Origin of the sequence: Caballeronia sp. AZ1_KS37 (assembly GCF_023631165.1) — a bacterium.
Taxonomy (GTDB): Bacteria; Pseudomonadota; Gammaproteobacteria; order Burkholderiales; family Burkholderiaceae; genus Caballeronia; species Caballeronia zhejiangensis.
Genome location: NZ_JALQDP010000004.1, coordinates 279,786 through 302,865, shown reverse-complemented (window position 1 = coordinate 302,865; position 23,080 = coordinate 279,786). Strand labels below are relative to the sequence as shown.

Genomic DNA, 23,080 nt, shown 5'->3' with positions numbered 1-23,080 from the left:
GTGCTTACAGTGAAACGTCGCGGGATTCGACCGTGATCGCCGGGAATTGCGGCTCGCTCGCGCGCAAGCGCTCCAGCGCGTGCAGGCAGTAATGCGCGAACCAGAGCGCCGAAAACACGAGGATGAACGCATACGCCCAGATCGTCACGGCGGCGACGACCGGAAAGAGCGGCAAGAGCCAGACGGACCATGCCCAGAGCATCGTCGGGACAGAACTGAGCAGGCCGCTCACGATGCCGATCGCAAGCAAGGGCCAGCGTGCATCGCGCACGATCGCGCGGCGCTCGTCGGCGCTCGCGTGAAGCGCGAGCGCGTCGTAAGTCATCACGCGATACGTGAGCCAGCCCCACAACAGCGGCGGAACCAAGGCGAAGAACGGCGGAATGAGCCACAGCGGCAGCGTGACGACGAGCAGCACGAGACAGACGACCGTGGTCACGACCGAGTGCCCGAGACTGCCGTACCACGAGCCGCCGCGCCGCTCTTCGAGCGATGAGTAATGACCTTTCGGGCGACGTGTGAGGAGCTTGACGACGCCCGGCATCGACAACGTGGCGATGAGCAGCAGCACCGTCACGACGATCAGCGGCACCGTCATGATGACGACGAGAAACGGCGCGATCACCGCGTGCAGCGACGAAAAGCCGACGGCATCGAAGAGACGGTACATCCACGAGGTCAGCGCCCACGCGCTGAGCCAGTCGTTGGCGGCGCCGGTAAGCGTCTGCCAGAAGAACCAGAGCACCGCGCCCCAGACCACGGTGGCGACGCCGAAGGGCATCAGCGTCAGCCAGAGCATGCGCGGATGAAAGACGTTCGCAAGCGCGCGCACGAACGAACGCAGCAAGTCACTCATGCGTGATTCTTAAAAGAAGAAGGAACCGACAGGATAAACCAGCGCCGCGCACGGGCGCTGGTCGAACCGGAGACGTTCAGACGGCCGCCGAGTTGTCGGAAGCGGATGCACCCGCACGGCGAGCGGAAAGGCGCGCGGCGATGCGCTTGAACGCGAGCCAGTGCTGTTCGACGAAGCCGTCGCCGTAATGGACGGGCGCAACGCCCGGCGCACCGAGCTGGTCGCGAATGCCCGTCGGCTCGACGGTGCGGTCGAACGACGCCGAGCGGAAGATGATGTCCCAGAACGAGAACAGCACGCCGAAGTTGCAACCGTAAGTCGTGCCTTCGTGACCGAAGCCGATCGCGTGATGGCGGCGATGAAACGCCGGACTTACGACAATGCGCTCCCCGAGCCAGCCGAAGTGCATGCGGATGTTCGCGTGCTGCACGCTCTGCATGAAGTTGGTGATGGCGACGAGCACGACGAACTGCGACGGCTCCACGCCGATCACGAGCGCGACGCACGCGAAAAAGCTCGCCTGAAGAACGTCGTCGAGCAGATGGTTGCGGTCGTCGGTCCAGAGCGACATCTTCTGCTGGCTGTGATGCACCGCGTGCAATTCCCACCAGATGCCGAAACGATGCTCCAGCCGGTGATACCAGTATCCCGCCAGATCGAGAATGAGCAGATAGATGACGAACGTGACGAGCGGCTGCGTCGTCACGCCGGGCCACAGGTTGTCGATCTCGAGATTCGGCACGTTATGGAGGCGCAGCCAGCTCTGCATCGAATCGAAGAGCGGCTGGAACGTGAAGAAGAAAAACAGATTGAGGATGCCGAGCTTGACGATCCACGTGTAGAGCACGTCCACGCGCACGCCTTTGCGGTCTTTCCACTCCTCCGCCGGGCGGAAAGCTTCGAGCGGCCGCAGGATCGCGTACATCGCGAGCACTTCGAGCACGCCGACGATCACCCAGTACAGCGCGTCGTAGGTGTCTTCGTCGTAGTCCATCATGCCGATCTTGAACAGGACCGGCTGCACGACATCGACGTAGAGCTGCGTCTGAAGCCAGGAAACGAGACCGTCCAGCGACGAAAGAATGGAATGAAACATGGTGCTCCGTGGTGCGTGCGGCCGTCCGGGACCGGCCATCCCTCAATCGTAGTACAGGGCGCGAATGCGCGCCCTGTTTGCTTACGCCCCGTTCGGCGCCGTCACCGGCGCGCGATTGTAGAAGTAGATGCCGTGCGGCGAGCGGCCGACCTTGATGGTTTCGATCAGCTTACGATTCGCCAGGTCGATCACGCCGACGTGCTTCGCGAAGCGGAACGTAACCCACAGATACTTCTTGTCGGCGGAAAGTTCCATGTCGTCGGGGCCGGGCAAGAGACCGGTGATGTCGCCGACGTTCGTGAGCGTGTCCTCGTCGATGATGCTGATCGTGTTCGCCACGCGATTCGAAACGAGCACGTGCTTGCCGTCGACCATCGAGCGGAAGTTGTGCGCGCCCTTGCCGGTCGTGATGGTCTTGACGACCTTCTGGTTGCGCCAGTCGACCACGGCCACGTAATCCGCGCCGGTCATGCCGACGAGCAGATATTTGTCGCCCGGCGTGAGCCAGACGCCCGCGGGCACCTTGCCGACCTTCATCTTCCATTTGACGGTCTGCGTCGGCAGGTCGATCGCCGCGATTTCGCCGGACACCTGCAGCGAGATGAACGCGGTCGAGCTGTCGTTCGTGAACGCGATGTGGCTCGGCATCGTGGCGAGCGGCAGGCGCTTCGCGACGCTCAAATTCTTGCCGTCGAAATGATAGATATCGAGGCGGTCGAGGCGCAGACCCGTCGAGACGAACCATTTCTTGTCCGGCGAAAAGCCGAGCTGATACGGATCTTCGATGTCCTGCACCCAGCGCTGGAACGCGCCGGTTTTCGGATCGACGAACATCAGGTTGTTCGACACCGAATTCGCAACGATCAGCGATGAGCTGTCGGGCGTGGGCATCAGGTGATGCGGCTCTTTGCCCGTCGGCACGGTGCCGACGACCTGATGCGTGTTTTCGTCGATGAGACTCAGCGTGGCTTCCGCCGAGTTGAGCACGATGACATTGTTGGCCAGTGCTGCGGAGGCGACCAAGGCGGCGCCGGTTGCGATGGCTGCGCGTGCGGCGAAGGCACGCACACGGCCGGAACGGAAAATATTGCGCATGAAAAGTAGGCTTCGGAGGGCAGGCATCATTGTAGAACGTTTGCCTCGCGCGGCGGGTTGACGAGCGAGGTCTTTTTGCGCAATACGTTGATTCTTTGCGTCTTTCCAGCGGAAACCTAACGCTGCATCGATTCCCACACCTTGTGGAGGCGTTTTACCGAGACCGGCATCGGCGTGCGCAGTTCCTGCGCGAACAGCGATACGCGCAATTCCTCCAGCAGCCAGCGATATTCGGCAAGCCGCGCATCCGCGACGCCGCCGCGCTGCGATAACGCGCGCTGATAATTCTGCGCGAGCGGCTGCAGATCGGCGGCGAGACGCGCGTCGCGGGCCGGATCGGCCTTGAGCTTGTCGACGCGCTGCGCGATCGCCTTCAGATAGCGCGGAAAATGCGCAAGCTGCGCATACGGCGTATCGATGACGAAACGCTTGCCGATGAGCGCGCTCAATTGCGCCTGCATGTCCGCATAGGCCGACGCGAACGATTTCACCGACGCCAGCTTTTTGGCGAGCGCCGCATATTCGTTGAGGATCGTGCCGACGAGCCGCGCGATTTCGTTCGCGAGCAGCGTCAGACGCCCTTTCGCGGCGTCGCGGCGCGCGTGGAAGCTGGCGTCGTCGTCGGGCAGCGGGTCTTGAAGGCACGCGCGATCGAGCGCCGTTTCCACGATCTGATCGCGCAGTTCGTCCGCCGTGCCGAGCGCCATGTATTGCATCGACATCTCCCGCAGGCCCGGCAGATTTTTCTCGAGATAGCGAATCGGCTCGCGCAACTGCAGCGCGAAAAGCCGGCGCAATCCCGCGCGATGAATACGCACCGCTTCCTCGGGCGAATCGAACACTTCGACGTCGCAATGCGTGCCGCGATCGACGAGCGCCGGATAGCCGAAGAGCGTCTGCCCGCGCCGGCGGATTTCCAGCAGCTCGGGCAGCTTGCCGAAGTTCCACGTCGTGAGGTTCTCGTAGAGCGCGGTTCCTTCGCTTGCCGGTTGCTGTGCGGGCGGCGTATCGGAGTCCCCGGAAAGCGCATCGAACGCCGCCGCCGACGTCAGTTTCTGGAACTGCTGCTGCGCCTGCCCGCCGAGTTCCGCGCGCAACTGCGCGAGATTGCGGCCCATCGCGAGCTGGCGGCCGTGTTCGTCGATCACCTTGAGGTTCATGAACAGGTGCGCGGGCAGCGTTTCCAGCTTGAAATCGGCGCTTTTCACGGCGATTTGCGTCTGCTCGCGAATATCGGCGATGAGCGAATCGACGAGTGCGCCCGCGCCGAACTTCGGCCCGGCATGACGCCCGGCGAAAGCCGCGGCGTATTCCGGCAACGGCACGACGTGACGGCGCAGCTTCTGCGGCAGCGACTTCAGCAGCAGTTGCACCTTCTCCTTGATCATGCCGGGCACGAGCCATTCGACGCGGCGCGCATCGACCTGATTCAGCCCGTAAAGCGGCACTTGCAGCGTGACGCCGTCGCGCGGCGAACCCGGCTCGAAGTGATACGTCAGCGCCATTTCGATGCCCGACATCGTCATGCGCTTCGGAAACAGATCCGTCGTGACGCCGGCAGCTTCGTGACGCATGAGGTCGTCGCGCGACAGGAACAGCAGCTTGTCGTTGCCCTCTTTCTTCTGCTCGTCGCGATACCAGCGCTCGAACGCCGCGCCCGTCCAGATGTTTTCGGGGATCAGCGAATCGTAGAAGCCGTAGATGAGTTCATCGTCGACGAGCACGTCCTGACGGCGCGACTTGTGTTCCAGTTGCTCGATGTCCGCGACGAGCTTGCGGTTGTGCGCGAAGAACGGCAGACGCGTATCGAATTCGCCTTCGACGAGCGCCCCGCGAATGAACAGTTCGCGCGCGTATTTCGCGTCCTGCTTGCCGAAGCTCACGCGCCGACGCGCATACACCGTCAGCCCGTACAGCGTCGCGCGTTCGTAGGCGACGACCTGCGCGGCCTTCTTCTCCCAATGCGCGTCCGATAGCGATTTCTTCAGCAGATGCGCGCCGACCGTTTCGAGCCATTCCGGCTCGATCTTCGCGATCGTGCGCGCGTAGAGGCGGCTCGTCTCGACGAGTTCGCCCGCCATCACCCAGCGCCCCGCTTTCTTCAAGAGCGCCGAGCCCGGCCAAAGAAAGAACTTGATGCCGCGCGCGCCGAGATAATGCGGCTCGTCGTCGGCCTTGAGACCGACGTTGCCGAGCAGGCCCGTCAAGAGCGACAGATGCACCTGCTCGAAGGTCGCATCCGATTCGTTCAGACGCCAGCCGTGCTCGCGCACGACCGTCAGCAGTTGCGAATGCACGTCGCGCCACTCGCGCAAACGCAGATGCGACAGGAAATTCGCGCGACACGCATCCGCGAGCTGCTTGTTCGATTTCTTGTGCGCGACCGCTTCCTCGAACCACTTCCAGATGCGCGTCCACTGCAGAAATTCGGAGCGCTCGTCGACGAACTGCCGATGCGCCTGATCCGCCTGCTCCTGCGCCTCGATCGGCCGGTCGCGCGGGTCCTGCACCGACAGCGCCGACGCGATGATCAGCACTTCCGCGAGCGCATGATGATCGCGCGCGGCGAGAATCATGCGGCCGACGCGCGGATCCAGCGGCAGGCGCGCGAGTTCGCGGCCGAGACTCGTCAGCGCGTTGTCGTCATCGACGGCGCCGAGTTCGTTCAGCAGTTGATAGCCGTCCGCGATCGCGCGGCCCGGCGGCGGTTCGATGAACGGAAACGTTTCGATCGCCGTCAGATGCAGCGACTTCATCCGCAGAATCACGGCCGCGAGCGACGAGCGCAGGATTTCGGGATCGGTGAAGCGCGGCCGCGCGGCGAAATCGGCTTCGTCGTACAGACGGATGCACACGCCGTCCGCGACGCGCCCGCATCGGCCCGCGCGCTGATTCGCCGCCGCCTGCGACACCGGCTCGATCTGCAGTTGCTCGACCTTGTTGCGATACGAATAACGCTTCACGCGCGCCATGCCGGTATCGACCACGTAGCGGATGCCCGGCACCGTCAGCGACGTCTCCGCGACGTTCGTCGCGAGCACGATGCGCCGCGCGTTCGACGGCTTGAACACGCGCTCCTGCTCCTGCGCGGAAAGACGCGCGAAGAGCGGCAGGATCTCCGTATGCGGCGGATGATGCTTGCGCAACGCTTCTGCGGCATCGCGGATTTCGCGCTCGCCGGGCAGGAACACGAGCACGTCGCCGGGACCGACGCGGCACAGTTCATCGACGGCATCGACGATGCCTTCCATCAGATCGCGATCGGCTTTGCGATCGTTGCGTTTGGGCGCCGTGCCCTGCGCGTTCCTGATCGCCTCGCTTTCCTCTTCGATCGGCCGATAGCGTACTTCCACCGGATACAGCCGTCCGCTCACCTCGATCACCGGCGCGGGCTTGTCCTCGCTGCCGAAATGGCGCGCGAAGCGTTCTGCGTCGATGGTCGCGGACGTGACGATCAGCTTCAGATCCGGGCGTTTCGGCAGGATTTCCTTCAGATAGCCGAGCAGAAAGTCGATGTTGAGGCTGCGTTCGTGCGCTTCGTCGATGATGATCGTGTCGTAGGCGGTCAGCAGCGGATCGGTCTGCGTTTCCGCGAGCAGAATGCCGTCGGTCATCAGCTTGACGGACGCGCCGGGCGCCAGATTGTCCGTGAAGCGCACTTTGTAGCCGACGACTTCGCCGAACGGCGTGCCGAGTTCCTCCGCGATGCGCCGGCCGGTCGCCGAAGCGGCGATGCGGCGCGGCTGCGTATGCCCGATCAGCCCGCTGCCGCCCGCGCCGAGACCGCGTCCGAGCGCGAGGCAGATCTTCGGCAATTGCGTCGTCTTGCCCGAGCCGGTTTCGCCGCTGACGATCACGACTTGATTCGCAGCGATCGCGCGCGCGATTTCCTCGCGTCGTCCGGAAACGGGCAGCGCTTCGGGAAACGTGATCGGCGGAATGGGATTGGGCGTGACGACGCGCGGCGCGCGCGGCGGACGTTGCTCGCGAGGCGGGCGCGTTTCGGCCGGGCGTTCGACGTGCGACGGACGTGCATCAACCGGGCGTTGTTCGCGCGGCGGACGTGCTTCAACCGGGCGTTGTTTGCGCGGCGGGCGCGTTTCGGCCGAAGGTTCGACACGCGGCGCAGGTTGCGGCTGCGGCTGGCGCGCTTCGACGGGCTTCGGCTGCTGAACGCGCGCCGGACGCTGCGGCCGCGCACCTTGTTCACGCCTCGCGTCTTCGCGTTTCGGGGGCGCTTGCGTGGCAGCTTGCGCCGTGTCGCGCGGCTTCGTCAGACGTTGCGCCGTGACCTCCGCTTTCGCGGGCCGCTCTTTCGATTGCGCCGCCTTCTTCGGTTGCGAAGGAGCCTCCGCCGCCGCTTTGCCGCCCGCGAACCGCTGCGCGGCGCGTTCCTTCTTGCTCAAACCCGCCGCTTCGCCGGAATCGGACGTGCCCGCGCCCTCCCGCGTCTCGCGCAGCAGACTTTCACGCAGTTGTCGCAACTGCTCCTGAGTATCGAGGGATTTGTCGGCGGACTGAGACTTGCCCGCCTGATCGGGGCGTGAGGGACGAGAAACATTCGGCATAGCGTCGCATTATAATCCCGGGATGAATTCCCAAACCGACCTCACGATGACCGCGACGCAGCCGGCAGTCGAGCCCGAAGCGCCGAATCCCCACGCCCAGTTCGTCGACTGGATGCGATCCGTCGCGCCCTACATTCACGCGTTTCGAAACAAGACTTTCGTTGTCGCGTTCGGCGGGGAACTCGTGCAGGAAGGTCGCCTCAACGCGCTCGTGCAGGACGTCGGCCTGTTGCACGCAATGGGCATCCACGTCGTGCTCGTGCACGGCTCGCGTCCGCAGCTCGACGAGCAACTGAGCCTGCACGGCGTCGAGTCGTCGTTCTCTCACGGCTTGCGCATAACGGATGCCCGCGCGCTCGAATCCGCGAAAGAAGCCGCCGGCGAAGTGCGTCTCGACATCGAGGCCGCGATCAGCCAGGGCTTGCCGAACACGCCGATGGCGCACGCGCACATCAGCGTGGTGTCGGGCAACTTCGTGACGGCGCGGCCGGTCGGCATTCTCGATGGCGTCGATTTCCAGCACACCGGCGTCGTGCGCAAGATCGACGGCGATTCCATCCGCCAGTCGCTCGCGTCGAACAAGCTCGTGCTGCTGTCGTCGCTCGGTTTTTCGCCGACGGGCGAAGCCTTCAACCTGTCGATGGAAGATGTCGCGTCCGCCGCGGCCATTGCGCTGCGCGCCGACAAGATCATTTTCGTGACCGAAATTCCGGGTCTCGGCGACTCGGAAAACGAGCTGATCCGCGAAATGTCGCTCGACGACGCCTATCGCTTGCAGGAAAGCGGCGAATTGCAGGGCGACACGGCGTTCTATCTGAAGCATACGGTGCGCGCGTGCCGCGGCGGCGTTGCGCGCGGCCACATCATTCCGTATTCGCTCGACGGCAGCGTGCTGCTCGAACTGTTCCTGCACGACGGCGTCGGCACGATGATCTCGTACGAGAATCTCGAAAGCCTGCGCGAAGCGACGCCCGACGACGTCGGCGGCATTCTCACACTGATCGAGCCGCTCGAATCCGACGGCACGCTCGTACGGCGCGGACGGCACCAGATCGAGCGCGACATCGACCATTTCTCGGTCATCGAGCACGATGGCGTGCTGTTCGGCTGCGCGGCGCTCTATCCGTACACACAGGAGCGCATCGGCGAAATGGCCTGCCTGACGGTCGCGCCGGAAGCGCAAGGTTCGGGCGACGGCGAACGCCTGTTGAAGCGCATTGAACAGCGCGCCCGCGCACGCGGCTTGACGCGCATTTTCGTGCTGACGACGCGCACCGAACACTGGTTCCTGAAACGCGGTTTCGTGAAAGTGACCGTGGACGATCTGCCCGAAGATCGCCGGCGGCTCTATAACTGGCAGCGCAAGTCGCTCGTCCTGATGAAACAGCTTTGAACATGATCCAAGAAGCGTCGAACGGCGCTTTGCCCCCGATACAGAGGAGAAACTCACAATGGCCCGAATGGTTCAATGCGCGAAGCTCGGCAAGGAAGCCGAAGGACTCGATTTCCCGCCGCTGCCGGGCGAGCTCGGCAAGCGCATCTACGAAACGATCTCGAAGGAAGCCTGGCAAGGCTGGCTCAAGCAGCAGACCATGCTCATCAACGAGAATCGGCTGAACATGGCCGATCCGCGCGCACGCCAGTATCTGATCAAGCAGACGGAGAAGTATTTCTTCGGCGAAGGCGCCGATACGGCGTCCGGCTACGTGCCGCCGCAAAGCTGAAATCGCGCGTTCATCGCATCGCAAAAACCGGCCCGAGCGGCCGGTTTTTTGTTGTCCGCGCGGCGGAAAATTGTTCCGCTTAGTACATCGGACCACGAGATGACAATCGGCGCAATCCTACGTCCGACAAGGCTTTGCGGCCGCCGGGCTCGAGCGCGGTGGCAGACCGGTTTGCAGATCGTCTGTCATCGTGTTATCATCTTGCTCGTTATCAACAGCAATTCACCATCATTCACGTGCAAATGTTTCCGACTTCAAGTTCGGGCGTTGCGCGGTAGTGACAGTTTCTTATACAAAGAGGCGCGTCGGTTTTCCAAGCAGTAACGCCGGCCTTTTTCGTCTCAAGTTGTTTTTTCGCCGACGTCGCGGCCCACCCGCGGCAACTCAGTCATTCAGCGCTGCGTTCGCCGTCCGCACGTCAAATTCGTGTGTTTCACCCGAGTGCAATTTCGCGACTACACCCGCGCGAGGCACCGGCACCGTGTTTCTTTTCGCTCATCGACTTCGAGCCGCTCGGCCCGAGGTCGCGGAAAGCCTTTGCTTTCGTCTTCAAGCGTTCGCGGCGCCGTCTCGAAACTGCACTATCCCGGCAATTTGCGTCCGTCCTCCGCGGCGACGCACCCGACGTTCTTTGAGCGTCGGGATCGAATACGGAGTTTTTCGAACTATGTCTTCTCTTAACGAGGGCCTTTGGCGCAAACGCGATTCATCCAGTCAGAAGTCCGACCTCACCCTCGACGACATCACCATCGTCGATCAATCCCTGTTGAAGCGCGCCGTCGGCGCCATGGCCATCGGTAACGCGATGGAGTGGTTCGATTTCGGCGTGTACAGCTACATCGCCGTGACGCTCGGCCGTGTGTTCTTCCCGTCGAGCAGCCCCACCGCGCAGTTGCTGGCGACGTTCGGCACGTTCGCCGCCGCTTTCCTCGTGCGCCCGATCGGCGGCATGGTGTTCGGCCCGCTCGGCGACCGCATCGGCCGCAAGCGCGTGCTCGCGATGACGATGATCATGATGGCCGTCGGCACCTTCTGTATCGGCATCATTCCGAGCTACGAATCGATCGGCGTGATGGCGCCGGTGCTGCTGCTCATCGCGCGTCTCGTGCAGGGCTTCTCCACGGGCGGCGAGTACGGCGGCGCGGCGACCTTCATCGCCGAATTTTCGCCGGACAAGAAGCGCGGCTTCATGTCGAGCTTTCTCGAATTCGGCACGCTCGTCGGCTACGTGCTCGGCGCGGGCGTGGTCGCGGTGCTGACGGCGGTAATGTCGGAAAAAGACCTGCTGTCGTGGGGCTGGCGCATTCCGTTCATGATCGCGGGTCCGCTCGGGCTGATCGGTCTCTACATCCGGATGAAGCTCGAAGAAACGCCTGCATTCCAGCGTGAAGCCGAAAAGGCCGAAGCCGTGTCGCACGAGACGACCAAGGAGCAGTTCCGCGAGACGCTGATCCAGCAATGGAAGCCGCTCTTGCAATGCGTGGGCCTCGTGCTGATCTTCAACGTGACCGACTACATGGCGCTGTCGTATCTGCCGAGCTATCTGTCGGCGACGCTCAAGTTCAACGAGACGCACGGCCTCTTCATCGTGCTCGTCGTGATGGTGCTGATGATGCCGCTCACGCTCCTCGCCGGCCGTCTGTCGGACACGATCGGCCGCAAGCCGGTGATGCTCGCCGGCTGTATCGGTCTGCTGGTGCTGTCGATTCCTTCGCTCTCGCTGATCCGCATGGGCACCGTTCCGTCGATCTTCGCCGGCATGATGATTCTCGGCGCGCTGCTGTCGACGTTCACGGGCGTGATGCCGTCGTCGCTGCCGGCGCTCTTCCCGACGAAGATCCGCTACGGTGCGCTCGCGATCGGCTTCAACGTGTCGGTGTCGCTCTTCGGCGGCACGACGCCGCTCGTCACCGCATGGCTCGTCGACACGACCGGCAACCTGATGATGCCCGCGTACTATCTGATGGGCGCGTCGATCATCGGCATCGTGTCGGTGCTCGCGCTCTCCGAGACGGCGAAGAAGCCGCTGAAGGGCTCGCCGCCGGCGGTCGCGTCGAAGTCGGAAGCGCATGCGATTCTGCGCGGCCATCGCGAAGCCGCCGAAATGGACGATGCGTTCCCGGAAGGCACGGTGCGCGCGTAAGCGTTCTGGCGTGATCGAATGGAAGGGCCGGTGCATGAAGCGCCGGCCCTTTTTTCATTCGATCAGCGAAACGATGCGCGCTTCCGCTTTGCCGTCGTCGATATCGAGCAGCGCGAGCGTGACCGGCAATCTGAAGCGACGCGGCCCCGCGCTGCCGGGATTCACGAAGAGCACGTCGCCGCGCCGCTCGATGAGCGGCTTGTGCGAATGACCGGTCACGACGACATCGATGCCGTCGAGCTGCTTCGGCACATCGGCGATATCGTGGACGACGTGAATCGTCGCGCCGCCCAGTTCGATGCGCGCGTGTTCGGGCAGCCGCGCGAGGTCATCGGCGATATCGTTGTTGCCGCGCACGACGGTGAGCGGCGCGAGCGACGCGAGCGCATCGAGCACGTCGCGTCTGCAGATATCGCCCGCGTGGATGATGTGCGCGGAGCCGCGCAAGGCGTCGAGCGCTTCGGGGCGCACGAGGTTATGGGTATCGGAGATAAGGGCAATACGCATGAGGCGTCACGCTTCTTCGTTCGCGCGCACGCCGAAGTCCTCGCCGTGCGCCACGTTCGGTTCCGGCACCATCATCGTGTCCTCGCGACTGAATCGGTGCCGGCGATTATGCGGGACGGCCGAAACCTTGTCGAACGGCTTGTATACGACGAGCGGCGCGGCTTTGGCGCGGTCGCATGCAATGGTAGAATCGCGTCCGCCCTGCCGGGGTGATGAAATTGGTAAACATAGCGGACTTAAAATCCGCCGCCTCACGGCTTGCCGGTTCGAGTCCGGTCCCCGGCACCAAGCAGTATGAAGGGCAGCGCGCCGCACCCTCACACCGCGTTCAACAACCGCTCCGCATCCCTCACTGCATCGAGCAGCGCTTCGATCGCCGTATCGCGTTCGAGCAGGCACACATGCTCGATATCGAACGGCAACGCATCCACGCCGACGAAGCGCACCGTACCGCCGAAGCAGTCGCGCGCCTTGCCGCTCTTCACGGAAGCGATGTAGTTCGGGGTGATGTAGAGCGCAACGGGCGTCATGGCGGGCTCCGCGATGGTCCGGTCGATGAACCCGAGTCTAGCCGCACGCACCATCTCGCTGAACCCGCCGCACGCGGGGAAACCGATCCCCTCTTTCGCTGCCTTCGCTGCCTACACCGCATGCCCCAGCACACGCGCGACGTAGTGCCGTCCCCACGCCTCGCCGTGCGCGATCGCCTCGGCGACGGTCTCGAACGGGCCGCGGTCGCCGGTCATTTCGCCGGAGTCGTCGGCGAGTTTCGAACCGTGCAGCGGCTTCTGGTCGAGGCGCGTCACGCGCACGCGGATCGCGTAACCTTCGGACGGCGCCGCATCCTCGTCGCCATCGGCCGCGAGCGGCTTCGGCACGGCCTGCATGGCGAGCAGGTAATCGCCTACTTCGATGTCCTTCTGCATGGCGGTCGTCTCCATCGGTGAGGAACGCGCTCGTCGAACGTCAGTGCCGATTGTGCTACCGCATCGCTGCACAAAACAAGCGGTCACGCGCCGCGATGCACTAGAGTGATGCACTGCGGCACGCGTGTTATAAAGCTCCGCCCGACACTCATCACGCCCCGGCGCGTCTCGCCGCATCGGGCACCGACCGAATTCATCGATGAACCATCGCATCCGTCACCTGCTGCCCGTCCTGCTCACGACTTCGCTCGCCTGTCTCGGCGGCTGCACGTCCTATTACAAGAACGTCGAGACCTGCAAGGAGAAGGTGCGGGCCGACTATCCCGACGCCGCGAGCGCGCCGCTCAAAATCACCGGTTCCGGCGCGAGTTATCATGGCTCGCGGGTCGTCGTGCACGGCACGATCCAGAATCCGCCGAAGCCGCCGGCCACGAAGTCTTCATCGGTGCCCGCAGCCGCCGAATGCACGTTCAGCGAAACGTCGATGACCGGCTTCCAGTGGCTCGTCCCCGCGAAGCTCGCGCCCAAGCCGCCGGTCGCCGAATCCGACGACTGAATCCGACGACCCAGCCCGAAACCGTCCGCGACGAGGAGATTCGCGCATGCTGCTCGCCCAGATCAGCGATCTGCACATCACGCCGCCGGGCACGCTCGCCTACGGCCGCGTCGATACCGCCGCGTATCTCGCCCGCGCGATCGACGTCCTCAACGCGCTCGATCCGCGCCCCGACGCCGTGCTTGTTACCGGCGATCTCGTCGATGCGGGCGGCATCGACGAATACCGGCATCTGCGCACGCTCCTCGACCGGCTCGCCATTCCGTGGCGCGTCATCGCCGGCAATCACGACGACCGCGCGAATCTGCGCGCCGTCTTCGGCGATCTCCCCGAGCTCGCGGGTCACGACGGTTTCCTGCAGTACGCGTTCGACGTCGGCGAAGTCCGCGTGATCGCGCTCGACACCCTCGATCCCGGCTCCGGCGCGGGACGCCTGTGCGCCACGCGCCTTGCCTGGCTCGGAGCGCAGCTCGACGCCTCGCGCGACCGGCCGGTGCTGATCGGCATGCATCATCCGCCGATCGAATGCGGCATCGGCTTCATGGACGACATCCGCCTCGCGCCCGACGACAGCCGCGCGCTCGACGCACTCGTGCGGCGTCATCCGAACGTCGAGCGCATCGTATGCGGCCACGTGCACCGCGCGATCAGCGCGCGCTTCGGCGGCACGATCGTGTGGTGCGCCCCGTCGACGGCGCATCAGGTCGCGCTGCAATTGAAATCCGATGGTCCAGAAGCCTTCGTGATGGAGCCGCCCGCATTCGGGCTGCATCTGTGGCGCGCCGGCGTCGGCCTCGTCACGCATTGCATGAGCGTCGAACAAGGTGGCGGGCCGCAGCCTTTCTGAGCCGCGCCTTCAGGTGCGCTCGCGCGCGTAGTCGTCGAGCGCGTCGAGCACGCGATCGAACTCGAGCGATTTGTCGAAGAAGTGACGCACGCCGTATTGCAGGCAACGCTCGCGATACGTCGGCAGCGCGTGATTCGTGAGCACCGCGATGAACGCGGTTTCCGAGCGCGGCGCGCCGCCCTCCTTGAGCCAGGCGAGCACGTCGATGCCCGAGCCGCGCTTCAGTTGCAGATCGACGATGATCGCATCGAAAGTCCGCGACGACAGCAGCGCGATGGCCTCGTCGGGCGCATCGGCGAACGCGGTCACGCGCCACGGCCCGAGCGCGTCGATCGCCTCGGTCAGGCTGCGGCGGATAAGCGGCGAATCCTCGATCAGCAACGCCGCGAGCGGCGGCCGCCGCGCGCCCGGCTGCTCCATTCGGTCGTCAGTGTCGATGTGATTGCCCACGGCGGGCGTCCTCCGGCAGTGCTCTCGCGGATGTTCGAACGATGCGCCGCTATTCGATCAGGCCGTTCTTGATCGCGTAATACGTGAGGTCGGCGTTATTGGAAAGCCGCATTTTTTCGAGCACGCGCGCGCGATACGTGCTCACCGTCTTCACCGACAGATGCAGTTCCTGCGCGATTTCCGTCGGCAACTGGCCGCCCGCGAGCTTGCAGAAAATCTGAAACTCGCGTTCCGACAGCAGTTCGTGCGGGCGCTCGGCGGCGGGCTTGTCGAGCTTGTCGGCGAGCGCATCCGCGATGAACTCCGACAGATAACGATGCCCGCGTGCCACCGTGCGGATCGCGCGCACGATTTCGTCGGGCGCGGCATCCTTGTTCAGATAGCCGTTCGCGCCCGCCTTCAGCAGGTTGATTGCGTACTGGCTTTCGGGGAAGCCCGAAAGCATCAGCACGCCCTGCTCCGGACGGATCTGCTTGATGACGCGCAAGGTATCGACGCCGTTCTTGTCGGGCATCGCGATGTCGAGCAGCACGACATCGAACGCCTGCGCGCGCACGAGCGCGATGGCCTCGTCGCCGGTGGCGGCTTCCGCGCCGACTTCCATGTCGGGTTCGTCGGCGACGAACTGCCTGAACCCGCTGCGCACGATGGCGTGGTCGTCGGCTATCAAGACTCGAATCATTCGCGTGGTCCGTGCTGCCGGACGGTCTGCTACCAGTGGATCGGCCATGTCATGCGGGCGCCGGGCGCGCGACGCGTGCCCGGCGCCCTCGTCCTCATCCGTTGCGGCCTTCCAGCAGATCGGCCATGTCGTCGGCGTGCTCTTCCTCGACGGCGAGAATGTCCTCGAAGATGCGACGCGTCGTGACGTCCTTGTCGCCGAGATAGCGGATGATCTCGCGATACGTGTCGATCGCGATGCGCTCCGCGATCAGATTCTCGCGGATCATGTCGATCAGATCCTTACCTTCGCTGTACTGCGAATGCGAGCGCGACGAGAGGCCGTCGGGCGCGAAATTCGGCGCGCCGCCGAGTTGCACGATGCGCTCGGCGAGCGTGTCGGCGTGCTGCTGTTCCTCGTTCGCGTGCTCGAGAAACTCCTGTGCGACGGCTTCCGAGTGGATGCCCTTCGCCATGAAATAGTGGCGCTTGTAGCGCAGCGTGCAGACGATTTCCGTGGCGAGCGAATCGTTGAGCAGCTTCAGCACGGTCTCGCGATCGGCGCCGTAGCCGGTCGTCACCGCGCCTTCGTCCATGTGCTGCCGGGCATCGGCGCGGATCTTCTCGACATCGAGAACGAAGGCGTCGGTGGATTGGCTCGGCTCGGCGTTTACAGCAGACGATTTGGACATGTGGTTCGCTCCTCTTTGACAGGTGAGTTGACGTTGTTCGCTGGAGCAGGCTTCGGCGCCAGGGTTTTCATAGCGCCCTGCTATCCAATCCGATACTCCGATGCACACACCATGCCTGATCTGTCGAAGAAACCGCGCGACGGTGATGAAACCCGCGCGCGGCTTGATGGCTCGTGGCTTTTAGCTAAGCGGGCGTCACGTTCGGAACACGCCGAGCAGCAAAGTGACCACGAACACGACGAGAAAAATGAAGAAAAGGATCTTCGCGATTTCCGCCGCGCCGGCCGCGATGCCCGTGAAACCGAACACAGCCGCGATGAGGGCGATGACGAAGAAGACTGCAGCGTAATGAAGCATGTGACCTCCTTCCTGAGTTGTTGATTACGTTTTGTCGATACGTCCGGAACGCCGCTAATCGATCGCTTTTTTCGTGACGACGAAGCCGAGCACGAGAAACACGACGCACAGGATCAGGAACAGCACGAACAGGAACTTGGCGATGGCGGCCGCTCCGGCAGCGACGCCGGTGAACCCCAGCACGCCGGCGATCACGGCTACGATCGCGAAAAACAAGGCCCACTTCAGCATGATCGTTCCCCGTAGGAGTGGATGACGGAACTATCGTAGCCACGCGATGCGCGCCGCGCATTCGGGCAGGCTCCTTTTTTGCTGTGGGAATCCACCGACACTTGCTTTCAAATCGGCTGCTCTAAGTGAAACGCCGGACGACCCACGCCATGAGCCACGTACCGCCCACCGCGATACCGACGACGATCTTGCCCGACGACACGCCGCCGCCCGCGCCGGAAGGCATCGCGCGCCGCGCCACGCGCTTCAACGACTGGATGCGCCGCTATAGCTGGGCGGTCGCGATGACGGTGGCGATCGTCATCACGGTCGGCGGGCTGATCATTCTGGAATCGGGGCGCATGCGGATCGCGTCGGAATACGAGACCGCGCTCGAAGCGAAAGGCGCGACCGCGCAGCTTTCAATGCTCGCCGCCGATATCGCCGCGCTCACCGCCGACGAACGCGGCTTCGCGCTACAGGCCGACGACGCGTATCAGGCGCATTTCCGCGACGCGGCCGGACGCGTGCGGCGCACGCTGGCGTGGCTCGATGCGTATTACCGGCGCATCGGTGACGACACCGCGCTCGCGAGCTTCGCGCAGATCCGCGCCGCCGCCGACGATGAAATCGCGCAAGGCACCGCGCGCATCGCCGATTCGCCCGACGCCGATGCCACGCGTGCGCTGCCGCCACCCGACGCGAGCGCCACGCTCGATGCGGCGCTGTCGCTGTTGCGCCTGAACGAAGAGCAGCGCGCGCAACACGCGCTCGACGCGAGCCGCGCCGACCAGCGCATCTCGACGCTGTGCGTGGGCGCGTTGTGCGCCCTCAACATCGTGCTATTCATCCTGCTGTTTCGTAATCTCGGCATTCAGCTCGACAAGCAGGCGCGCGTGCAGAAGGCGCTCATCACGCAGCAGGAAGAGCTCGACCAGCTCGTGTTCGCGCGCACGCGTCAGCTCGAGGCGCTCGCGTGGCACTTGCAGTCCGTCAGCGAAAACGAGAAGACGGAGCTCGCGCGCGAACTGCACGACGAACTCGGCTCGATCCTCACCGCGAGCAAGATGGATGTCGCGTGGGTGCGCGGCAAGCTGAAGGACAGCGAGCCCGCGATGGCCGAAAAACTCGCGCGCGCGCTCGGCAATCTGGATCAGGGCATCGCGTTGAAGCGCCGCATCATCGAGGACATGCGCCCGACGGTGCTCGCCAACTTCGGTCTCGTCACGGCGCTGCGCTCGCTCGCCGATGAAGCCGCGCAGCGCAACGGCTGGAACGTCGAATTCGATCTGCCGGGCGAGGACGTGAAGCTCGGCGAGGCGATCGAAATCGCGCTTTTCCGCGTCGCGCAGGAGACGCTCACGAACGCGGCGAAGTACGCGCACGCGAGCCGTATCCGCGTGGCGCTGACGGTCGATGAAGCGAACGTGTCGCTCTCGATCACCGACGACGGCATCGGCATTCGGCCGCAGGATTTGAAGCGCACGCAGACGCATGGGCTCGTCGGCATGCGGCAGCGCGTGTCGGCGCGCGGCGGACGCTTCGAGATCGAGCGCGCGACGCCGCGCGGCACGGCGATCAGCGTGTCGATGCCGCGCGAGCGCAGCGCCGATGCGCCGGTCGTGGCGGCATCCACGTAGGACGGCGCCGACACGAAATGCGGACGACGCCGACACCAGAATCGCATGCGTGCCTACATCCGCGAACGATGCGCTTTTTTATGATTGATCACACCGGTAAGACAGGACGTCAGCCAGGCGCCCGTCGACCACACACGATGCGCGAACCGTTTTTCCTGTCACGCATTTCAACTCCAAGGGGAATACACATGACTCGACTCATCGCTCTACTCCTCATCGCCGGCAGCGCGGCTCTCGCAGGCTGCAACACCGTTTCGGGAGCCGGTCAGGACATCTCGAAGGGCGGCCAGGCCATCTCGAACTCCGCGGAGCAGCACAAGTAATTCACGAGGCGCGCCGCTTCGCTGCGGCGTTCCCGCTCAGGCGTTCCATAGCGTTGACGTAGTTCTCTCTCTTCCCGCCACCTTCGCGTGGCGGGATTTTTTTTGTCTTTGGAGCCGTTCGTGTGTCGTCCAGGCCGCTCGCGGCGTCCCACGGGTCACGCGTCATTCTCTGCACAATGACGCCGATGACCCAGATCCCCTTCGCTGCGATAGAGTTCGCTCATCTCGATGCCTTCCTGAGCGATGATGCCTGGCTTCAGACATCGGGATTCACAGCGCAAAGGGAGACACGAATGGCCAAAGTAAAAGTAGCCGGGTTCGGCGTTTCGCTCGATGGCTTCGCCGCGGGAACCGGTCAGAGTCTGGAACATCCGCTCGGGGTGCGGGGCCCGGAGCTCTTTCAGTGGTTTTTCCCGACGCAGACGTTTCGGCGGATGCAGGGAAAAGACGACGGCGAAACCGGTGTCGATGACGACTTCGCCCGGCGCGCGATGGACGGATTCGGCGCGTTCATCGTCGGGCGCAACATGTTCGGGCCGATTCGCGGCGAATGGCCGGATGAACAATGGAAAGGATGGTGGGGTGAGGATCCGCCCTATCATGCGCCGACTTTCGTGCTGACCCATTACCCGCGTCCGCCGATTCGGATGCAAGGCGGGACGACGTTTCACTTCGTCTCGGACGGCATCGAGGTCGCGCTGCAAAAGGCACGCGAAGCGGCGGGCGCGAAGGACATCAAGATCGGCGGCGGAGCGGCCACGGTCAAGCAATACATTCAGGCCGGCCATGTGGATGAAATCCACCTCGCTTTCGCGCCGGTGGCGCTCGGGCAAGGGGAATCGCTCTTCGACGGTCTGGATTTGCGCGCTTTGGGATATCGGACGGTCGAGCACGTTCCGACGGAGCGGGCCACGCACATCGTCCTTGCGAAGTAGCTGCGCGCGATACGAAAAAGCCCGGCCGATTCTTCCGGCCGGGCTGTGCGGTTCATGCCTTATTGCGTGTCGGGCAGTTCGAGCGCCGGCTGCTGCGTGTTGCCACCCTGCGCGACGAGCACGCGAATCTTCGCGGGCACGAGTTGCGTGGCTGCATTTCCCGAAGGCAGCGTCGTCACGAGCCAGTCCGCGTTGTTGACGAGATCGAACGACGCCGATTTATAGACCGGCGTCTTCGAGCCCGGCAGCGTCGCGATCAGTTGATACGTGCCGCCGGAGACGTAGATCGAGTCTTGCGTCGTCGCCGGTACGGCGTTCTTGTAGGCGACGCCCGCCATCGTCGGGCTGACGGTCGAGATGTTCGTGCCCGGCGCGACGAGATAGATGTCGAGGTTCGGCGCGTTCGTCGATGCGTTGAACGCGCGCACGCGTGCGCTGCTCGATAGCAGGCCCTTGTCGAACGGATCGTCGATCACCGCGATCGACGGCACGAAGCCCGCGTCCGGCAGCGCGATCACCGTGTATTCGTGCCCTTTCGCCGCGTTCGAGATGGTCGTGTCGGTGGCGAGTTGCGTCGTCGTGTTGACGGCGGCGTAGGAAAAGTTGTGCTGGCCCGTGTCGATGTTCGCGAAGTTCGTCACCGCCTTATAGGCGAGATTCGGCTGCAGGATCTTGCTGTTGTCGTAGAAGTCGACGTTCGGGCCGCTCGGGATCGCGTGGATGAAATGGACTTGCGGCTGAGTGACGCCGATTTCCTTGCCGACGTCATCGGAGCTTCCGCCGCAAGCGGAGAGCAAAGCGGCGACGGCGGCAAGCGCGGCAGCGGTGCGGATGAGCTTCATGGTTTCACCTTTTCTCTTGGTTTTAATCGTTGTTTGAGTCCGCGGTGCGTTTCGTAAGGCGTGGTGCGTTTCGAGGTTTGAGGCCGGGACTCTCCCGTTTTGGCCTTGCTCACCGTCAGCGGCGACGCTTACCGCGAATTACACCGCGACGGGTAACCGGCGTTAGCAATCCCTGTGCCCCGGTTCGGCGCAGGGAGGCTCGAACTGTGGACAAGCATCGTTGACCGCGCGCCGGCATTCTCCAGATCAAGCTTCACGAGATAACGTGTCGACGAGGGAACCAGAAGGAGCACTTGCGGCTATGCCATTGCGCGACAGGATTGATACAGTTTCATTCCAAGTTCATATTCAGGCGACCCTTCCGCATCGGAAATCAACGCGGCCATTTCCGTCATGTCGAGCCGGTGATCGCCCGCAAATAGCAGACGCCGAATCGCGTTAGCAAGGAGCCCTTCTCTCTCCCCTACCGGGAGATAGTCGAGCTTTTCATAGGGAATCGTTGAAACGTTCCTAAAGCTAGGCGTCGCCAGGAACGGAACAGTCAGATTTGCCATCACACGTCCACTGGAAATCCAATCCCGGTACAGAATATCCACCGCGATTCCGGGATCCGGCTCTTCAGAGAAAAGCTGCCGCAGTGTTTGCTTTCCCTTCGGAGTCACGACGTAACAGGCAGAGCAATATGCAAAGATCCCACGTGCGTCAATAATGCTCACGCCTGAGAGCGCATGTCTATCCTCTTCCGAAGCATCGCCGCGCATCCGATTCTTCATTTGTATCTCACTAAGAGATAACAGGAAGGGCGCCTGTGCATAGAAGGAGCAACAGTCTAAAAAAAGAATATCGCAGGTCGGATTTCTAGCGATAAATTCACTTAGCGTGGCTGGATTCGCTATTTTCGAAAAAGAACGACTGATTTCTACATCGTCCTCCAAAATCAGAAGAGCCGACGAATCATCAGAGTCTGCAATAGCCTCCGTGTGCGACTGTCGACACGCCCAAACACTGTTTTCAACAACGCCGACGAACGGCCCACGCGTGCTTCCATCGACTGCGGCGAAACGCTTGATCCAATCTTCGCAGCCCAAATCATGCAGCTGACGCTCGATTGAATGTCGACGCTCCTTACTTCTTTCAAGATTTATGTACACCCCTTCAAGCCGCATGATCGATGCTCCATTCTTAAATCGATAAGTATAGCTCATCATTTTCTTGCTGATGATCATCGCTCTCTTGAAGCTTTACATCTGCCGCCCGCGCTTTGCCGAATCGATGATCCGAGCGCACGTGTTCAGGTCCGCTGTGAACACATCTAGATCGCTGCGGAGGACGGATCCCGCATAAAATCGTCCTCCGCAACAGCTGCTTACCAGCGATATCCCGCCTGCGCTTTTATAGAAGAGACAAACCCGACTGCGTGAGAGCACTTATGTAGTAATTACATAAGGGCCGCAATTGAGCATGCCTGAATATTTTGTCGCATCCAGATGGGTATGTTGACCAGTGCGATGCGCTCTGGACGAGCGCTCGATTTCGGCAATTTTTGTATCTGGTATTGCCGAGATTTCAATTCGCCGAGTCCGGTTTGTCGTGCATTTTTCCAAACATCGTGCGAAGAAAGTGCGCCGTTACGCCATCCCCCGCCGCCGCTGATCAAACCAGAACGACAGCCCAACGGAAAGCAGAATCACAACCGTCGCAATCACGGTCCATTGCGTGACGATTTCCCCGAGCAGCAGCGCGCCCAAACCAACCGCCACCACCGGATTCACATAAAGACAACTCGTCGCGACGATCGTGCTCGTATTGCGGATCAGAAAGTTATACGCGACATAAGCGGCCATCGAACCGATCACAACGAGATACAAAAACGAGAACCCCGCGCCGACGCCGACGCTCGCCAACCGCTCGCCCGATGCGAACGCGATCGCCGTCGCGATCAATCCGCCCAAACCGATCTGCAGCGCCGTCGACATCAGCAGATCGGAAGGCTGCGGCAGGCGCGTCGCCAGATGCGCGCCGCCCGCCCAGAAGATCGCGGCGCACAGAATCGCCAGCGTGCCGACCGTCGAACTCGGCGAGGGATCGCCGTGATTCAGCAGCACGATCCCGAGCAGACCCAGCGCCACCGCGAACCACTCGCCTTTCGCGACGCCGCGTCCGCTGAGCGCGGTGAAGATCGTCGCGAAAAGCGGCACCGTCGCGACCATCACGGCGGCCGTGCCGGTCCCCACGGTCCGCATGCCGTAAGCCATCATCCCGCTCGACAGACCTTCCAGCAACGTGCCGACGATCGCCGCGTTGCGCACTTCCCGCGCGCTGGGCCACACCGACTTGCGATGCACCGCGATCAAGAATAGCCCTATGCCCGCGAACAGATTGCGCAGCCCGCCGAGCATCAACGGCGGAAAAGATTCGAGCGCGAGATGGATGCCGAGATACGTCGATCCCCAAACGAGATAGACGACCGTCAGTGCAAGCGCGACCTGCCCCTTGAAAGAGCGCGGCGCGCGAAACGGAAAACGGTCAGGGAAGCTGAACGGCAGGCGCGGCGGAGGCAGTGCGGACATGCATCACTCCGCGGCGACGGCTGCGCGCCGGAGAAAAACGGGCAAAACCAGACAGAACGACATGGCGTAAAGCAAAGGGGAAT

Annotated in this window: 23 protein-coding genes and 1 tRNA gene; 9 read left to right on the top strand and 15 right to left on the bottom strand. The window is 63.1% G+C overall.

Features of this window, described 5'->3' with window-relative positions:
* Nucleotides 1-4: 4 nt before the first annotated feature.
* From NCS00_RS05195 to hrpA, 4 genes are all read right to left on the bottom strand, one after another.
* The gene (locus NCS00_RS05195; RefSeq protein WP_250439484.1) at nt 5-856 is read right to left on the bottom strand and encodes an EI24 domain-containing protein; all 852 of its coding nucleotides are present in this window, start codon (nt 854-856) and stop codon (nt 5-7) included.
* Between the two features lie 76 nt (nt 857-932).
* Entirely contained in the window at nt 933-1,952 is a 1,020-nt protein-coding gene (locus NCS00_RS05190) for a sterol desaturase family protein (RefSeq protein WP_008350532.1), read from the bottom strand.
* 81 nt (nt 1,953-2,033) lie between these two features.
* The gene (locus tag NCS00_RS05185) at nt 2,034-3,047 is read right to left on the bottom strand and encodes a YVTN family beta-propeller repeat protein (RefSeq protein ID WP_034474119.1); all 1,014 of its coding nucleotides are present in this window, start codon (nt 3,045-3,047) and stop codon (nt 2,034-2,036) included.
* A gap of 116 nt (nt 3,048-3,163) precedes the next feature.
* A complete protein-coding gene (hrpA, locus tag NCS00_RS05180; RefSeq protein WP_250439482.1) occupies nt 3,164-7,615 on the bottom strand; it encodes an ATP-dependent RNA helicase HrpA in 4,452 nt (1,483 codons plus the stop codon).
* 22 nt (nt 7,616-7,637) lie between these two features.
* Between hrpA and argA the strand changes: the two genes are divergently transcribed.
* The 3 genes from argA to proP all read left to right on the top strand — a co-directional run bounded on the left by argA (nt 7,638) and on the right by proP (nt 11,482).
* Nucleotides 7,638-9,008: an amino-acid N-acetyltransferase gene (gene argA, locus NCS00_RS05175; RefSeq protein WP_033536863.1), complete on the top strand. Its 1,371-nt coding sequence runs from the start codon at nt 7,638-7,640 to the stop codon at nt 9,006-9,008.
* 58 nt (nt 9,009-9,066) lie between these two features.
* On the top strand, nt 9,067-9,339 hold the full coding sequence (locus NCS00_RS05170; protein ID WP_008350541.1) for an oxidative damage protection protein: 273 nt from the start codon (nt 9,067-9,069) through the stop codon (nt 9,337-9,339).
* A gap of 667 nt (nt 9,340-10,006) precedes the next feature.
* Nucleotides 10,007-11,482, top strand: coding sequence for a glycine betaine/L-proline transporter ProP (gene proP, locus NCS00_RS05165; RefSeq protein ID WP_033536864.1), 1,476 nt, complete (start codon nt 10,007-10,009; stop codon nt 11,480-11,482).
* A gap of 54 nt (nt 11,483-11,536) precedes the next feature.
* On the opposite strand, the gene NCS00_RS05160 is transcribed toward proP, so the two are convergent.
* Nucleotides 11,537-11,989 (bottom strand): metallophosphoesterase family protein, encoded by a 453-nt coding sequence (locus tag NCS00_RS05160; RefSeq protein WP_175979903.1) that lies wholly within the window; start codon nt 11,987-11,989, stop codon nt 11,537-11,539.
* A 203-nt stretch (nt 11,990-12,192) separates the two neighbouring features.
* Between NCS00_RS05160 and NCS00_RS05155 the strand changes: the two genes are divergently transcribed.
* Nucleotides 12,193-12,277: transfer RNA gene (locus NCS00_RS05155), tRNA-Leu, on the top strand.
* Nucleotides 12,278-12,306: 29 nt separating this feature from the next.
* Here NCS00_RS05155 and NCS00_RS05150 read toward each other — a convergent pair.
* Both NCS00_RS05150 and NCS00_RS05145 read right to left on the bottom strand, forming a co-directional pair.
* Complete coding sequence (locus NCS00_RS05150) at nt 12,307-12,519, bottom strand: hypothetical protein (RefSeq protein ID WP_008350546.1); 213 nt, start codon at nt 12,517-12,519, stop codon at nt 12,307-12,309.
* A gap of 111 nt (nt 12,520-12,630) precedes the next feature.
* Nucleotides 12,631-12,915, bottom strand: coding sequence for a hypothetical protein (locus NCS00_RS05145; protein WP_008350548.1), 285 nt, complete (start codon nt 12,913-12,915; stop codon nt 12,631-12,633).
* A gap of 199 nt (nt 12,916-13,114) precedes the next feature.
* On the opposite strand from NCS00_RS05145, the gene NCS00_RS05140 reads away from it, so the two are divergent.
* Both NCS00_RS05140 and NCS00_RS05135 read left to right on the top strand, forming a co-directional pair.
* Entirely contained in the window at nt 13,115-13,471 is a 357-nt protein-coding gene (locus NCS00_RS05140) for a hypothetical protein (protein ID WP_008350549.1), read from the top strand.
* 46 nt (nt 13,472-13,517) lie between these two features.
* The gene (locus NCS00_RS05135) at nt 13,518-14,318 is read left to right on the top strand and encodes a phosphodiesterase (RefSeq protein ID WP_250439480.1); all 801 of its coding nucleotides are present in this window, start codon (nt 13,518-13,520) and stop codon (nt 14,316-14,318) included.
* Nucleotides 14,319-14,327: 9 nt separating this feature from the next.
* On the opposite strand, the gene NCS00_RS05130 is transcribed toward NCS00_RS05135, so the two are convergent.
* The 5 genes from NCS00_RS05130 to NCS00_RS05110 form a co-directional block, all read right to left on the bottom strand.
* Nucleotides 14,328-14,768 (bottom strand): response regulator, encoded by a 441-nt coding sequence (locus NCS00_RS05130; RefSeq protein WP_239295414.1) that lies wholly within the window; start codon nt 14,766-14,768, stop codon nt 14,328-14,330.
* A gap of 49 nt (nt 14,769-14,817) precedes the next feature.
* Nucleotides 14,818-15,450, bottom strand: coding sequence for a response regulator (locus NCS00_RS05125; protein ID WP_008350556.1), 633 nt, complete (start codon nt 15,448-15,450; stop codon nt 14,818-14,820).
* A 94-nt stretch (nt 15,451-15,544) separates the two neighbouring features.
* Nucleotides 15,545-16,120: a ferritin-like domain-containing protein gene (locus NCS00_RS05120; RefSeq protein WP_008350558.1), complete on the bottom strand. Its 576-nt coding sequence runs from the start codon at nt 16,118-16,120 to the stop codon at nt 15,545-15,547.
* A 195-nt stretch (nt 16,121-16,315) separates the two neighbouring features.
* On the bottom strand, nt 16,316-16,477 hold the full coding sequence (locus NCS00_RS05115) for a DUF1328 family protein (RefSeq protein ID WP_008350559.1): 162 nt from the start codon (nt 16,475-16,477) through the stop codon (nt 16,316-16,318).
* Nucleotides 16,478-16,531: 54 nt separating this feature from the next.
* Nucleotides 16,532-16,708: a DUF1328 domain-containing protein gene (locus NCS00_RS05110; protein ID WP_008350561.1), complete on the bottom strand. Its 177-nt coding sequence runs from the start codon at nt 16,706-16,708 to the stop codon at nt 16,532-16,534.
* Between the two features lie 149 nt (nt 16,709-16,857).
* Here NCS00_RS05110 and NCS00_RS05105 point away from each other — a divergent pair, with 149 nt between their 5' ends.
* The 3 genes from NCS00_RS05105 to NCS00_RS05095 all read left to right on the top strand — a co-directional run bounded on the left by NCS00_RS05105 (nt 16,858) and on the right by NCS00_RS05095 (nt 19,585).
* The gene (locus NCS00_RS05105) at nt 16,858-18,327 is read left to right on the top strand and encodes a sensor histidine kinase (protein ID WP_250439478.1); all 1,470 of its coding nucleotides are present in this window, start codon (nt 16,858-16,860) and stop codon (nt 18,325-18,327) included.
* 188 nt (nt 18,328-18,515) lie between these two features.
* Nucleotides 18,516-18,650, top strand: a complete 135-nt coding sequence (locus NCS00_RS05100; protein WP_008350566.1) for an entericidin A/B family lipoprotein — start codon at nt 18,516-18,518, stop codon at nt 18,648-18,650.
* Nucleotides 18,651-18,943: 293 nt separating this feature from the next.
* On the top strand, nt 18,944-19,585 hold the full coding sequence (locus NCS00_RS05095) for a dihydrofolate reductase family protein (RefSeq protein WP_250439516.1): 642 nt from the start codon (nt 18,944-18,946) through the stop codon (nt 19,583-19,585).
* A gap of 59 nt (nt 19,586-19,644) precedes the next feature.
* On the opposite strand, the gene NCS00_RS05090 is transcribed toward NCS00_RS05095, so the two are convergent.
* The 3 genes from NCS00_RS05090 to NCS00_RS05080 all read right to left on the bottom strand — a co-directional run bounded on the left by NCS00_RS05090 (nt 19,645) and on the right by NCS00_RS05080 (nt 22,997).
* On the bottom strand, nt 19,645-20,427 hold the full coding sequence (locus NCS00_RS05090) for a DUF4397 domain-containing protein (RefSeq protein ID WP_250439476.1): 783 nt from the start codon (nt 20,425-20,427) through the stop codon (nt 19,645-19,647).
* Nucleotides 20,428-20,726: 299 nt separating this feature from the next.
* Nucleotides 20,727-21,653, bottom strand: a complete 927-nt coding sequence (locus tag NCS00_RS05085; protein WP_250439474.1) for a glycosyltransferase family protein — start codon at nt 21,651-21,653, stop codon at nt 20,727-20,729.
* 402 nt (nt 21,654-22,055) lie between these two features.
* On the bottom strand, nt 22,056-22,997 hold the full coding sequence (locus NCS00_RS05080) for an EamA family transporter (RefSeq protein ID WP_250439472.1): 942 nt from the start codon (nt 22,995-22,997) through the stop codon (nt 22,056-22,058).
* Between the last annotated feature and the right edge of the window lie 83 nt (nt 22,998-23,080).